This is a genomic window from Halomonas sp. 707B3 (assembly GCF_024158645.1).
Taxonomy (GTDB): domain Bacteria; phylum Pseudomonadota; class Gammaproteobacteria; order Pseudomonadales; family Halomonadaceae; genus Vreelandella; species Vreelandella lionensis.
Genome location: NZ_JAMZBE010000014.1, coordinates 1 through 13,688 on the forward strand (window position 1 = coordinate 1; position 13,688 = coordinate 13,688).

The 13,688-nt window shown below is 57.6% G+C and carries 14 protein-coding genes; 3 read left to right on the plus strand and 11 right to left on the minus strand.

Going from position 1 to position 13,688, the window contains the following annotated elements; all coding sequences use genetic code 11:
• Nucleotides 1-1,763 (minus strand): hypothetical protein (locus BIS10_RS03450; RefSeq protein WP_253502471.1); only part of this gene is annotated, 1,763 nt, incomplete at its 3' end.
• A 425-nt stretch (nt 1,764-2,188) separates the two neighbouring features.
• On the opposite strand from BIS10_RS03450, the gene BIS10_RS03455 reads away from it, so the two are divergent.
• Both BIS10_RS03455 and BIS10_RS03460 read left to right on the plus strand, forming a co-directional pair.
• Complete coding sequence (locus BIS10_RS03455) at nt 2,189-2,521, plus strand: DUF6036 family nucleotidyltransferase (RefSeq protein ID WP_253502474.1); 333 nt, start codon at nt 2,189-2,191, stop codon at nt 2,519-2,521.
• Nucleotides 2,511-2,939, plus strand: a complete 429-nt coding sequence (locus BIS10_RS03460) for a hypothetical protein (RefSeq protein ID WP_253502477.1) — start codon at nt 2,511-2,513, stop codon at nt 2,937-2,939. The genes BIS10_RS03455 and BIS10_RS03460 overlap by 11 nt, the downstream gene beginning before the upstream one ends.
• On the opposite strand, the gene BIS10_RS03465 is transcribed toward BIS10_RS03460, so the two are convergent.
• From BIS10_RS03465 to BIS10_RS03500, 8 genes are all read right to left on the minus strand, one after another.
• On the minus strand, nt 2,936-4,795 hold the full coding sequence (locus BIS10_RS03465; RefSeq protein ID WP_253502480.1) for a hypothetical protein: 1,860 nt from the start codon (nt 4,793-4,795) through the stop codon (nt 2,936-2,938). The two genes, BIS10_RS03460 and BIS10_RS03465, sit on opposite strands and share 4 nt — an antisense overlap.
• 11 nt (nt 4,796-4,806) lie before the next feature.
• The gene (locus BIS10_RS03470) at nt 4,807-5,493 is read right to left on the minus strand and encodes a hypothetical protein (RefSeq protein ID WP_253502483.1); all 687 of its coding nucleotides are present in this window, start codon (nt 5,491-5,493) and stop codon (nt 4,807-4,809) included.
• Between the two features lie 72 nt (nt 5,494-5,565).
• Nucleotides 5,566-6,141: a hypothetical protein gene (locus BIS10_RS03475; RefSeq protein ID WP_253502486.1), complete on the minus strand. Its 576-nt coding sequence runs from the start codon at nt 6,139-6,141 to the stop codon at nt 5,566-5,568.
• Nucleotide 6,142: 1 nt separating this feature from the next.
• A complete protein-coding gene (locus tag BIS10_RS03480; RefSeq protein ID WP_253502489.1) occupies nt 6,143-6,589 on the minus strand; it encodes a hypothetical protein in 447 nt (148 codons plus the stop codon).
• The gene (locus tag BIS10_RS03485; RefSeq protein WP_253502492.1) at nt 6,576-7,190 is read right to left on the minus strand and encodes a hypothetical protein; all 615 of its coding nucleotides are present in this window, start codon (nt 7,188-7,190) and stop codon (nt 6,576-6,578) included. Before BIS10_RS03485 ends, BIS10_RS03480 begins: the two co-directional genes overlap by 14 nt.
• Nucleotides 7,183-7,893, minus strand: a complete 711-nt coding sequence (locus tag BIS10_RS03490) for a DUF6682 family protein (RefSeq protein WP_253502495.1) — start codon at nt 7,891-7,893, stop codon at nt 7,183-7,185. The genes BIS10_RS03485 and BIS10_RS03490 overlap by 8 nt, the downstream gene beginning before the upstream one ends.
• 3 nt (nt 7,894-7,896) lie before the next feature.
• Entirely contained in the window at nt 7,897-8,238 is a 342-nt protein-coding gene (locus BIS10_RS03495) for a hypothetical protein (protein WP_253502498.1), read from the minus strand.
• A gap of 60 nt (nt 8,239-8,298) precedes the next feature.
• Nucleotides 8,299-9,432: a N4-gp56 family major capsid protein gene (locus BIS10_RS03500; protein WP_253502501.1), complete on the minus strand. Its 1,134-nt coding sequence runs from the start codon at nt 9,430-9,432 to the stop codon at nt 8,299-8,301.
• Nucleotides 9,433-9,760: 328 nt separating this feature from the next.
• On the opposite strand from BIS10_RS03500, the gene BIS10_RS03505 reads away from it, so the two are divergent.
• Nucleotides 9,761-10,261, plus strand: a complete 501-nt coding sequence (locus BIS10_RS03505) for a hypothetical protein (protein ID WP_253502504.1) — start codon at nt 9,761-9,763, stop codon at nt 10,259-10,261.
• A 193-nt stretch (nt 10,262-10,454) separates the two neighbouring features.
• On the opposite strand, the gene BIS10_RS03510 is transcribed toward BIS10_RS03505, so the two are convergent.
• Together BIS10_RS03510 and BIS10_RS03515 are read right to left on the minus strand one after the other, a co-directional pair.
• The gene (locus BIS10_RS03510; RefSeq protein WP_253502508.1) at nt 10,455-11,528 is read right to left on the minus strand and encodes a hypothetical protein; all 1,074 of its coding nucleotides are present in this window, start codon (nt 11,526-11,528) and stop codon (nt 10,455-10,457) included.
• Nucleotides 11,528-13,684: a hypothetical protein gene (locus BIS10_RS03515; RefSeq protein WP_253502511.1), complete on the minus strand. Its 2,157-nt coding sequence runs from the start codon at nt 13,682-13,684 to the stop codon at nt 11,528-11,530. Before BIS10_RS03515 ends, BIS10_RS03510 begins: the two co-directional genes overlap by 1 nt.
• Nucleotides 13,685-13,688 lie beyond the last annotated feature (4 nt).

The following is a 13,688-nucleotide window of genomic DNA, read 5'->3' on the forward strand; positions in this document are numbered from 1 at the left end:
ACGCGCTCTACACCAGGAGCAGGCGTAGACCCAGGCTCAACAATAACCAACTCTTCGCGGACGATGCGGCCATTGTTGTCGCGGCGGCGCTCAACTGCCACTTCTTCGCCGCGTGCAGCCGCCTCCATGACCTCGGTTTTTGTATTACGGAACCCAAGCTCACGCGCTTGGGTTTCCTCGTCCACCGATGTAGAAGCGTTGGCAATGGCCTCCGCAGACAACGACATTTTAAGACCGCCGTTGTCGGTTTGTTTAACGTGCAGGTCAGGGAAGCGCTCGCGAAGATACGCCTCGGTAATGCCGTCGCGGACATTGCTAGGTGACGCATACGCGATACCGTCAGGAAACGCCTCGATGGTCGCTTCTAAATCCTGGGGCGCATCGGGCTTCGTATCCTCCTGCACCGGCCCGTTGCCTGCCACCCTGTCACCGCTTCGCGCAAGCTGGTAGGTATTGCCAACCGCCGCACCGGCACCGCTAAGGGTGCCACCCACAAAGCCACCGGCCACTAGACCTTCGATCAGACGATCGGGGTCAAGCTCGTACTCGCCATCGGTCACATCGACCTTGTTGAGTTCGCCGATAAGCGCCTGAGTGAGTTCAGTGACACCTTCGCGACCAACTCCGGTTGCTGTCGTGGCCAGGGTGGAACCAAACCAAGACGCAATGGAGTCGACGTTCTCGCCTTCGTCGAAGCGCTTAACTACATCGCCGAGGATACCGCGCAACGAGGCGTATTCGAGGGTCGTTTTGCCCAGGCCAACCATCAGTGCGCGGTCAGGGTCATCGACGCCAACACCCAACTGCTCCATGTGAGTGCCGCCCGACTCCTGCACATACATCGAGCCGAAGGCACCCCCTGCCGCCGCACGGCGGAACGTTTGGTCAGCGACCTCGCTAACGCGAGATGCGGCATCCGGCCCGCCCAGGTTGCGAAGGAGCGCTTTACCGATACCAGCCGCCGACCGGCGCAATGCCACGGCACCGCCGCCCGTTGCCAAACCGGCAAGGGCATCGACGATCAGCGATGGGCCTTCGGAAATAACCTGCTCAATGCCGTACATACCGAAGTCGGCGTAGTCCTCGACTTCTTCCCACGACGCGACATTGGCTGGGTTACGAGCAGCGTCGAGCAGCGCTTCCTCCATCCCCTGCTTGCCCATCTGCTCCATACGCTCGGAGCCGATGATACTACCGACCGCATTAAGAAACGCGTTACCCGACGCACGCAACTCCGCCTTACCGCGATCCCAGGCTCGGCTGGCAGTGCCTTCTTCCTCACCCAAGTATTTATAGTTGCTTGCCTCTATACGATCAGACATACCACCGTTGAGGTAGATCGCCAGACGATCCGCCTGCTGGCGGCGGGCAGAGTCTCTCAGCTCACGGTAATAGGGGTCACTCGCGGGGCGGTTGAACAAATCATCCGCAACACCAGCGGCGAACGCTGCATTGTTTTGTGGATCAGAAAAACCGGTAGGCGAGCCAAGGCCGTTGCGAATCAAGGTGTCTGATAACCGCTCGCCGTTGGCTAGCGTTACGTCGTGAACACCGCGAGTGTAGGTAGTGCCTTCCTGTGGGCCAAGTTCATAACCATTGCGAAGCGCGTACCGTGTGGCCTCTGTCGCCTGCCAACCGCCTGGGTGCATCCCCGACTTGGGAGTGTTTTCAGGGGTGTCCACACCACGAACGCGCACCGCCCCATGTTCGGGGTCGTTAAACGTATCGCCATCAGTGGTGTAGAAATCATTATTGTCGGACATACAGGCTCCAGAAACGAAAATGGGCGGCTATTGCCATCTATTATACGCTATGCGTATTTATATAAACATGACACTGAAAGTGCTTCGGCTATCCCTAAATGCTATCCTAAGAGAATTATCCAGCTCTTGGTTAAACTATGGATGACCTTCCGCAAAACCCACCTTGCATAGAGCCAACTTCGCCGCTCGGCAAAGCACTAGTAGACTTCTTTGGGGTTCTTGGCCCTACTTATGCTGATGGAAAAAGTGGCGTATTCAAAGCGATCATATTTGGTGGGTGTGCAGTACACATACACACACGTGCGCGTGGTAGCGCAGACATAGATGCGGAACTAGCTTCACACGGCAGTGCAAATAAAGACGAGATAATCGCAATGCTACTCGAAGAACCCTATGAGTACATTGACGAAGACAACGAGTGAAAGGTGTTGGAATATGACGCTCGATACAGCTCGACGTTAGCACCACTACACTATGACTATGTGGATCGCGTTGTCAGGCTCGCGGTGCAGGGCAACGCCAATAACGTTGAGGTGTATGTCGCCAGCCCAGTCGATGTTGCAATCACCAAACTCGGGCGTTTTGGGGAACGCGATCGAGAGGACATACAGGCGCTTCTGAGTTTAAGCCATGTCGACGTTGACGAGTTTAAGCTGCTGGCGGAAGAGGCAATAGGTTACGCTGTCGGTGAACCAATGCGCCTGTTGGGAAATCTAAGCACAGTGCTTGAAGAGTACGGAGGTGACCATGAGCCGTGAAGCCAACAAAAGACTCTATATGGTCGGGGCAACACCGCTCGACAAAAACGTCGAGGGTGTTACACACCTAGCGAGAGCGGTTTGGTATCGGGGCTATAAGCCATCAGACGACGAACTGAAGAATCTACGCGTTCAGCTTGACGATGTAGGCTTCCGGCGCGTGCTATGTGTTCTGGAAATGCTAAGCAAGTTTCCAGTGTGTAAGCCAGAAACTTCAAGCCGCTTGCAATCAACGGCAGCGGCCTACCTGGAAACACTCGGGATGATGGGGGAAACACGCACTCCCGGACGCTCTTCCCCAAGTAAGCGATGGGGGTTGCCAGATGACACCGTGCCCGTTAGACAGGCTTTGCTACCCTTGCAAACACGTACCTACGCCGACAGCACCGGTAAAGAGCACGGGTTAACGGTTCATTAACCGCGCCCCTCTCTCATTTCCTGCAACGCCCGTGTCTTAGCCTGGGTCGCGTTGAGGTTGTAATCCTCCATAAGCTGTACGGCGCGGTCGACAGCTCTTAGACGTTCGCCATCCGGTACACCTGCAAATGCGTCATCGTTGGTAAACTCCGAGGCCATGCGGATGACCGCTGGGGAAGCGCCACGAAGCGTCTCTTTGATGAAACGCCCTGCGTCGCCACCCTGGTACATGGCATCGTTGGCCGCAGCGGCAAGCAACACCTGTACCCCAATACGGTCACGGGGTGAGCCGGAGGCCGCAGAGATAAGATCAGTGTGCCCTTCGCTGTTAAACATCGACGCCCAAGCGCTACGTGCCACACGGCTAAGATCGTCTTGCTTCATTCCGCGCTCCGCTAGCTCCCGTGCATCCACACTGTCTTGAAGCGTCTCAAGGGCGCGGTCGAAGGTGTCCTCGACAGAAGCCATAATCGTATCGTTAGCCTGAGCCACATCCGCCTGATTCTGAACACGCTCAGTAGGCGTGAGCGACGCAAGACTTGGGCCACGACCCAATGTGTTGTCGACCGCTTGGTTGACGGGGATTTCTCCACCGGATGCCTGCGATACCAGACGCGCTTCGTTGGCTGCGCCGCCCAAGTTGCGTAGCGTGTTAGTCAGGCGCTCATCGCCCGACGCGAGGTAATCAGTCATCGCGGCTTGTTCAGAACGCCATTCGTCTGGGGTGCGTGACAAAGGTTGCTGATAACTAGACTCTATTTCTTCGATCGCTGTATCCACCGCTTCGATCTGCGAGCTGTTATCTACCATTTGGACGCCAGAGGCTACGCCGCCACGAATAGTGCCAACGCCGTTGGGTACAGAGACGCGACCGTTTTGTGCCACCAATTCTTCGCGGCGGGCGCGTAGATCAGCAAGCGTTTGGCGAAGCTTTTCGGATTGAATGGCCTGTTCGCCCGCTTGCATCCGTCGCTGGGCAGCGGTCGTTGTATCTTCCGCGTGCTGTCGGCGAATACCCTCTGCCTGACTAGATACCGCGCCCGTAGCCAACTGCCGCTGCGCCTGTAGCGTGCGATAGTCGCCCGCCGCTTCGCCGAGTAGCACACCCTCGACCTCTTCTGGGCTGAACACCATAGGTGGGTCGTCTGGATCAGATGAACGATTCCGTGTGATAGGCTTAAAAGAGCCGTCGGGCATTTGGGTAGCGACCATATACCCACCCGCCTCGTCGTTGTACACCAACTGGGCAATACGCTGTCCTGGGCTAAGTAGATGGTCAAACTGCACTTCTAATTGCGCCCTGATGTCCCCCATAACAGAAGGGTCTTCAAGTGCTTCGGGTAACGAGCGCTCACCGAGTTTTTCTGAAAGACGAGCGCCGAAGAAAGTAGACGCCTCGCTCCGAGTAGAAATGCCCGACCTGACCGCATCCTGGTACGCTTTCTCTGCCTCAGAATGAATCTTCTCGATACGCGACTGTTCGGTTTGTACTGCCACGTTAGCGTCAGACGCCGCCTCGACAGCCGCACTTCCCCAGTAGTCAGCACGATTATGTTCGTATCGGTCTTTGCCCTGTTCTTGGGAGACGCGTAGCCCCTGCCGCTCGATTTCTTCTTCCTGGCGAGCCTCGGCAAGCGTCTTGCGACCACGGCCAAGTTCATAGTTGGCGTTGCCACGTTCTTGGTCAAGCCGATAACCAAACGTGTCGCGGGCAAAATCGTTATCTAGCCGTGCGCTTTCATTACGCAGCCGATAATTTTCAGCCTGCAAATCGCGCAGTTGGCGAATTTGCCGGTTCTCTAGCCCTTGCTGATAGCCTTTGTACGCTCCAGCGAGGATACCTAGTGCTTGTAACATTAACCGCCCCCTTATATAGAGCCGAGGATTCCCCACTGGTTGGCTTTGTGCTGCGCTCTGGCCGACTGGTATGCCTGCTCACGCGCAGCGGCGTTGGTAGCAGAAACGGTTAGCCCGTTCTGGGCGCTCTGCTGTAGGTTATTGCCGATATTCAACATCGCACCTTGGAGGTTAAACCGGCGATCCTCGTCAAGCTGGCGACCAAAGTTAACCGCCGAAAGGGAACCCAGCGCCGTGGAGCGCTGAAAGTTCGACGCTTCCGCCTGCTGCTGACTTGCGTTGTTGGTCACCCCATAACGCGAACGCATTCGCTCCAACGCCGCACGGCTCCGAACTGCATCCGCCTGGGCCGTTGACGCGGCATCCTGGGCGCGGGTGTCGTCCTGCGTAGCGAGGATGGCTTTTTCCTGGGGGGCGAACCGTTGCATGTAGCGTTCGAACTGCTCGCGTGCCACGCGCCCCGCCATCTCCTCCGCCTGTTCGTCCGTCACGTCCAGGTTGAGTTCGTAAGTACCATCCGGTTGATAGCCCGTTGTTGCGCTAGACTGCAACGACTTGATTTGGGCTAACACATCAGCATTCTCGCGTTGCCATATCGCATTCGCGTCGCGAATAGTGGTGCTGTTAACACCATCGCCGAGTTTTAAACTAGGGCGTGGTGTTAATTTGGCCTGCAAATCTTCAAGTGTCTGGGCCATACGTTACTCCTTCGGGTCACTAATCATCTACGAACACTCGGAGGAGGTGCCCACGACGCCTGCTGCTGTGTGTTAGTGCGCTGTAGCGCTGCGTTGGTGTAAAGGCTGTTGCTTGCCGTGGGTGTGCCGCCGCCACCGCCGCTCATACCTCCCGCAGCCGCTTCGGCAGCTTGGGCCGCGAGCTGTGCTACCGCGATCTTTGGCCATATCCACCGTCAGCTTGTTACGCATGTTGTTGATACTGCCTTGCGCGCCGGTGCGAGCCAATGACGCCATCGAGCTTGTCGTTCCGGTAGCAATATCACGACCAATACCCAACGCCCCCGTCATGCGGTTATCGCGTAGCTGCTGGGCACTAGAGGCCGATTCGACGTTCGACATCGTTAGCGCATCGGCGACCGTGCCACCCACTTTGGACACACCGCCGCCGAGCGCCGAGAGTCGCATGGCCTCGGTGCCCTCTCGCATGACTTGGCTGGCCGATTGGGCCTGGGTACGCCCCTCGTAATCCTTGCGTGAATCACTCAAGTATCGGTTTTCGAGCGGCGCGTAGTTTTGTTTGTAGTGATCCCATTCCGCCGCCGCGACGGCGTGTTGCGCCTTCTCGGATAGCGTCATTTCAGGCTTTGAGGGGGAACTTCCACCCATGCTAACCTCCAACTGCTTTGGTAAGTTCTACCGCCGTGGGGTGAAAACCAAACCGAGCTAACCTGCGCTCCCAACCAGTACGAATCGTCTTAAAGCGGATATTGCTACAACCCTGCTCATGGGCACAGAATGACAGTTCATCGACTACGGCCTCGGTTACATCGACCGTCGGACGATCGCCGTAGATATAGGAAACGCACAACGTCTTGTCCCCGTTATGCTCCGGCACCACCTCAGTGATAACAAACCCGATCACCTCGGTATCGAGTCGGATCAAACGGCACGCCAGTCGGCCAGCCAGTAGCTCCGCGTAGAGATCGCCGAAGCACATATCGGTAGACATGCCCCGCGCCTGGATGGCAGCTAGCCCTTCTTCCAGTAACGGGGACGCCGACCGAAGCAGCGGGCGACTATCCACCAGGACAAAATCGACCTCAGATGCCGCCATACTTCACCGTCCGGTGGATGGATTGGTTGCGCTGCTGCCCAAACCGCTTGGCCTCCGGCACCCCGCCTTGGTACAGCGAGAACATATCGCTGGCCGCTTGGCGATCGCGCCACTCAACAGAGGGCATGGTGAGTAGGTACGCCGTGGCAAGGGTCTGGATCATATCGAGAAACGGTGCTAGCTCATCGGCCAGCACCGCTTCGCCCCGCTTGGGCGCAAGGGCCAAGTGGGCGACCAGCGCATCCTGTACCACTGTCTCTTTTGGCAGGCAGTCCAACATCAGTGTGCCGGAGGGCGCGATAATGTAGCCCGTTGGGTTGGCCTCCTCCGTTGTGATCTTTGACGCAGAGATACCCAACAACTGCCGACTGCCGAGTGTTACCCAAAATGGGCGGATAATCATCGCCTCAGCCGGTACACCCAGTTCTACGTCGCGTAGCCCTTTGATCACCGGCTGAGACTCCGTGGTGTATCGCCACGCGTGGGTGTCCATGCAGAACTGGCGAGCAGCACGGGAAATGGCACGCTCGGCGGTCAGATCAGGACACCCAGGTACCGAGATCAGTACGTCGGGGAGCAGTTCTTCGTACAGATCAAGCATCGCGTGTTACCCGATAGCCAGCCGTGGTTGGGCCAGCCCCCGTTTCGTTGGTGAGTTTGATCCCCAGCGACGTGGTAAACGCGTTGTAGTGGGCACCCGCCCGCTGCATGTTCTCCGCAAACGATGCGTCCTTGGAGTATGCGCGATACAGCACATAGTCCAGCACCGCGTTGGCGTACACATCGGGTAAGGGCATCGGCACGTTGTAGGCGCTGAGCGTAGTGCCCGATGTGTTGACCGGTTCCGGCGAGTGCGATACCAGCGCCTCTACCCTGCCCTGGCCGTCGTTACCTGGGTAGACATAGAAAGCGGTAGGGTCAGACTCATCGAACACGAAGTGCTTCACCTGGGGCGAGAACGCCGCCACATCTTCGTCGTGCCAATCGGGGTGCTGGGTATCCAGCACATCGCGGTTGACCACGCGCACTGAACGCCCGCCAATGCGGTTACTGTCAGTGCTGCCCGATTTCAAGTTACGGATCACCCGAAGAAGCATCAGTGCCCCCGCAGGGATCACTTGCCGAGTGCCACGTACAAGTGGAAGAACGACGCTCTTAGCCGACGCGGAAGGTTTGTGGATCGCCACCTCCCGGGCACCGTCGTTGAACCAGCACGCCAGTTCAGGCAACGGCCACCGGATACCGGTGTCGTCCTGGATAAGTTTCTGCGCCCGCGATAGAACATCGCTCACTTGTACCGGCATCTATCAGCCCTCGATCAGTGCCGCTGCGGCGTCGCGATCTTCGGTGGTCACATCGTGGCCCACTTCCGCTTCCAGCGCCTTCATGCGGACTTCGCCGGTGGTCGTCACATCTTCTTTGCGGCCACGGGCTTTGATGGTCTTGATCGCCTCGGCGATATGCTCAAGCGACGGTTTCGCATCGCTTTTCGGTAGTTCTGGTGCCTTGCCGTCTGCTGGTCGGACGCCCATGCCGATTGCCGCTTCGATTAGCGACTCGCGGAGTGGGCGCGGGATACCGGCTTTGAATCGGGCAGTGACACCGTTTTTGACAACCTGGAGGTCTTTGTCAGAAACGTACTGAGTCATTGCTACTTCTCCAAAAAGGGGCGGTGGTTAAACCGCCCAATCGCCTACCCTGCCGAGGTATTACGCGTAGATAGACAGCGCGGTATCCAGCACCATCACACCGAAGTTCTCCTTCGAGTCGAAGCTGGCGAGGTTGCCCTTGAACTGCGGGTTCAGGAAGCCAAAGATTTTGGCGACGGAGATACCCAGCTCGTTCTCGTAGTCGAACACATCTTCGACCCACTCAGCGGTACCAATGTCGGCCATGCCCAGGGCTTGCGCGCCACAGAACAGTACGCGCTGGCCGATATCGGCACCGGTGGTTGCACCGAAGCGATCACCCGTAGCCGCCTTCTCGTTGGAGAACACGTGGCGGTACTCGTGGATAATCATGCCATCGACCATCACGCTGGAAGCACCAGAGAACAGGTCGTTGGACTTACCACGGACGCCAGCGTGGCGGACGTTCTGGATAAAGTCGGGGTCAAGGCGCAGGTCAGCCATGCCCTGGGGCGTTACGAACACCATGTACAGGTCTTCGCCGCCGTTACTGCGCAGCGGTTTCAGGTAAGCATCTTTGGCGTTAGCCTTCATGCGAACCAGCGACTTGTAGGTTAGCGGGGTCAGCGAGCCGTCCGGTGCGTCGAAGCCAGTACCCTGTACCAGATCACCGTTCGCGCCCAGATAGAACTGGCGGTTAGTGGTCGGGGCCGGAGTAGCTTCGGCAAACTCCAGGTTGGGTAGCGTAGAGCCTGTACGGGGCGCACCGTTGGTGTGTAGGCTAAACGGCAGGCTGGACAGCGACAGGAACGCAAGCTGATCCATGCGATCGCCGAGCCAGTAGGCCAGCTTGTCGCGGGATTCGCGGCGGAAGTTCACGATCGACTTCTGATCCGCCATGCGACCTTCAATACGGTTGGCGTTACGCAGTTGGTCGATCTGGATAACGGTGTCGAAGGATTTCAGCGCCTCTTCGTTATCTTCCAGGCGGTTATCGCCTACTACACCGTCGCCGGTCAGGTCGGCAACCAACGTCATCACCGCACGGGCACCTTTCTTATCCTTACGGAGTTCGGTGACGTGGTGAATCATTGAGTTCGCGGACTTGCCCAGGAACTTGTTGATAAAAGAACGGTTACGGGCGTGTGCCCAGAAATCCATGCCCCACGCCGTTTTTTGTTCGTCGGTCAGGGCAGCAAAATTCGTCTTCGCCATTATCGGCCTCGCATATTATCGCCCGCGAGGTAATAGCCACTCGCTAGGCATCAAAGTCAGTCATGTTGTGAACCTCTGTCCGTCTCGTGGACTGCCGTAGCAAGTGCGCTGTTAAGGAAGCGACCCTGGCTCGTATCGTGAGCTAACCCGCAGTTACATTATACGCAATGCGTGTATAAGAGCAAGTTGCGTGTTTGCCGTAGACATAACGGGGGTCTATAATCCCCAGCTCTGCAAACATTGCAGCAGAATAGTGACTCCTACTCTAAACTAAAAGCAGGAGTTAGAGAGGGAGCCGAAGATGGCCGTTGGAACAAAAAAGACAGGTGTGAGCATTGCGATCGGCTTCTTGGCGGGACTCGCCAGCGGCGTAGGTTCCGCCTCCGCAGTAGTTGAGGCTCTTGCGCATTCTGCTTCTGCACCCCATGTCCAGCCCCAACACCCTCGAAGAAGCGAACCGCGACAAGCACTCCGGCGTGCAGCCACTAAGGCCAAGCGACTGGCACAGTTGCTCGAAGTGGATATTGAACGCCTGGATGGTATGCCTGCCGGAGTCGATGCCAACGCAGCGTCCTATAGCGCCTTAGCAGATGCTCTCCGTTATGTTGAGGGGGACGTGCGCCAAATGCTCTCCGAGGTAGGTAAGGACACTGCCAGTGATATTGGTCTGCTCGAACTGCGCCACAATCTTGCCGCAGCGAGAAGCAAGGCGGTAATAGCCCAACGACTTGCCTTTCAGAAAACAGCCACCCCGGCAACACACGAAGGGAAAACTTCCGGCGAAGCTTTGGCCGCCGTTGCGGATAGCATGACTGCTGCTATGTCATAGGGCCAAGCCGCATGTGACTCGTAAAAGAAAAACCCCCAGCCTTTTAAAGACTGGGGGTTGTTCAGGTGTCGAAGGAGGACTCTTCCCCATGGCGTGAGAAGTATGTTGAGGGTTCCCCATCCCTGGGGAGGTCAGGGCCACCACCCGTCTCAACGACTACAAATATAAGCCATGCGTATTATATTTGCAACACTTACAGCGTATCGCCGAGCAATCGCGCTCGCACGGAATCCGGCAGCGCTGCCCAATCCTCCACCGTCAGGCTATCCACGTCCATGTGGTCGGTGCTGCTCTCGCTGTGGCCTCCGGCACCAATGCTACTCGGCGGTGCTTTGCGTGCCTTTTCGACCTTGCTTTTCTTCGCTTCGGTCTGGGCACGCTTGGCCATTTCCGCCTGCTTGTTCACCTTCGGCGCGTCGGCCTGGGGGGCAGTGGACTCCAACCCATGCAGACGGGAAACGGCCAGTACCGCTCGCTCGGTAGCCTCGGCGCGGGTGTACCCCTGCTTGAAATAGAACGACTGTAGCTCTACCGCTTCCTGGCTGATCGCCTCGTCGAACTGGTCAGAGTTCTCGTTCAGCGCCGGATACTCCGAGTAGATGCGCTCAAGCGTCTGCTCAAAGGTCATCTGGTCACGAACGTCGGCCACAATCTTGTTGGGGTCGATCTTTTCGCCGGTGGTCTGCTCTACCGCCTGAGTGCCTTGGCGCAGCGCCGCAAACACCTCGCTTTGGAGCTTGGACGCCTTCTCAGTGTCCCCCTCCAGCAGCGCGGTGTTTGCCTCGGTCATCTTCTGCTGAATCTGCTCCTCGGACAGCGTATTGGCTTCGCGTTCGGCCTTCTGCTTCGCTGTCTCAAGCTCAAGGAGCTTGCGACGTGTCTCTTCTAGTTCCCGTTCCGCCGCTCGTAGCTGCGCAGTACGCTGGTCGAAACGCGACTTAGGAATGAAGGGTTGTTTTGGTTTGGGTGTTTCTTCTTGAGGCGCTTCTTCCTCAGTCGATTCAGCTTCATCATCAGCAGCCGAATCGTCAGGTTCCTCACCACCTTCCTCAGCATCATCGGAAGCCGCATCATCTTCCTCCTCCGTGTCCTCGCTTTCCGGCTCCTCGACAGGCGCTTCTTCCTCCGGCTCCTCTGTCGTGGTATCGGTCGGCTCTAGCTCATCACCCAGGTCAAGGCCCGACAGGCTTTCCGTCGGGTTGTCCTCGTTATATAGACCGCTGTAGTCAAACTCTGCGGTTTGTTGGTCGGCGGTATCTTTAGCCATTATTTGGGCTCCTTGCTGGCAGGGTTGCGGTTACGGTTGGCCTGGGCGATGGCCATTTGTGTTTCGCCCTGGAATCGTGTGGTAGCAAGCTGGGCAGCGGTGCGTAGCTGCTCGCCCTGGCCACGGGCCATGTGGGTCATACCGGCGAGACGTAGGCGGGTCGCTAGCTCCTCGCGCTTGAGCGAGATTTCCGCTTCCAGCTTGTCCTGGCTGTGCTGCATTTCCGGCGAGTTCATACCACCAGCGGTCTTCTCAGCCGTCGCCATATCCTTCGCGGCGGACGCTTTAAGCTGCTCAGCCTGTGCCTGTAGCTTGCTGAGTTCGCCTTCCAGCTTGGCAATTTCAAGCTGCTGTAGCTTCTGCTGAATCTGAATCTCTTCATCGGTCGGTTCGGCCTGACCCAGCATCCGTTGGATACGGTCAGCCAACTCCTCGCGGTCAGTCAGGTTCGAGCGACGGATGATCGCGTCGTCTGGGATCATCACCCCGCCTTCGTGACGCATCTGCATCATCTGGGCAAACTCGTCCTCGTCCACGTTGTCGCGGGTCGGCAGCGTCGTGATCGAGATGTCGTAACGCCCCGCACTCACGTTATTCAGCACGCGACCGGTGGCGTCGATTTGGTTGATGATCAGTTCTTCTTCGCGCTGCTCTGGGTCATCTGGGTGCAGGATATGCACCGAGCGCTCCTCGGTGTAAAAGTCCTGGATCAGCTCCAACATCTTCTTGCCGACCAATTTGCGCGAATAGGCGAGGTGCTTAAACGGCTGGCCCATCTGAATCTGGCCGCGCTGGGTCTTGCGATCCATGGCCACGCCCGATACCTCGGCGCTGGCTTGCCCCATCATGCCGTCGTTCATGCCGCTGATCTGCTGAATCGCCATCCCCGTCTTATCGGAGATACGATCCAGGCCGGTAGGCACATGGTTGGGGGTGATCTTCTGCGGTGGCGTGGAACCACGGGCGTACACCAGATGCAGGCCGGTTTCAGCCCCTTTCTCAGAAAGCTCATCCTCAGTCATGTTGACTAGGGAGCCATCTTCCGTGATCCAGCCAGAGTTGGCCGTGGTGTTAACAATGTGCAACTCTTGGCTGCGCGCCTTGTTGTAGAACTCCTGCGGGTTGAGCAGGTTGCGCGTCATGCCGAACGGCTTGCCGCGACGGAAATAGGGAAAATACGGCACGATGGTAAACGTGCGGTAGAGCGACCAGTCATCGTAAAGCACCACATGGTCAGCGGTGACCGTCCAGCGTACCTTGCGGCCTGGGCGCTTCATCACCTGGATGCCGTATTTCTGAGCCAGGGCGTTGGCCTGCTCCTCGTCCATACCGGCAGGCGCTTCGCGCATATCGCCCGTATCAGGGTCGACCAGCACAAATTCATCCACCCACTGGTAATGCTGACGCTCGACAATCCGCACGCTTTTCACCACGCGGTCGTCCACGTCCTCATACCCGTGGTGGTTGTCAGGCGACATAAAGCTCTCGCCACCGAAGCGATTGGTGCCGAAGCGAATAGAGTCGTAGCTGTAATACTCGCCGCTATCAACAAGCGACTGCACCGCGTCGGCCTTGTCCTTGCCATACTTGGTGGCGATCTCATCCAGGCTCGCCCAGGACGTGACCATCACCTCGTTCCAGGTAGACGGGTCGTAGTCCTTGGCTTCGGGGTCAGGGATCACGGTCAACGGGTCGAGGTGCTTAATAGACACGTCGCCCATCAAGTTCTCCTCGAAACTGATCCGCACGTCGAAGTACCCGCGATCCTGGATCATACCGTCGGCGAAGACGAAGTTCTCAACGAAGTGGTAGTCGTTGGCCTGCATGATGGACTGGGCCACCTTAGACAGAACCAGTGACCCCTCGCGGTTGGCACCGCGCTTGGGTAGGAAGCCAATCTGCACCTCGCGGCTCGACTGCTCACCTAGCGCCGTGTTGATCGTCGAGAGGATAAGGTTGAACGTCATCGCCGGACGCCCCTCGTCCTCCAACTTCTTGCGATCGGCTTCTGACCACTGATCGCCGCGATAAAACGCGTCGCACTTTTTGGCCATCGCCACGTATTCATCGTGCCCATTGTCACGGGCACGAACGTAGTGCGCCCATTGCCGCTGGGCAACGAGAGTGTCATCGGGCTTGTTGGTCGCCTTCGCCATTCAG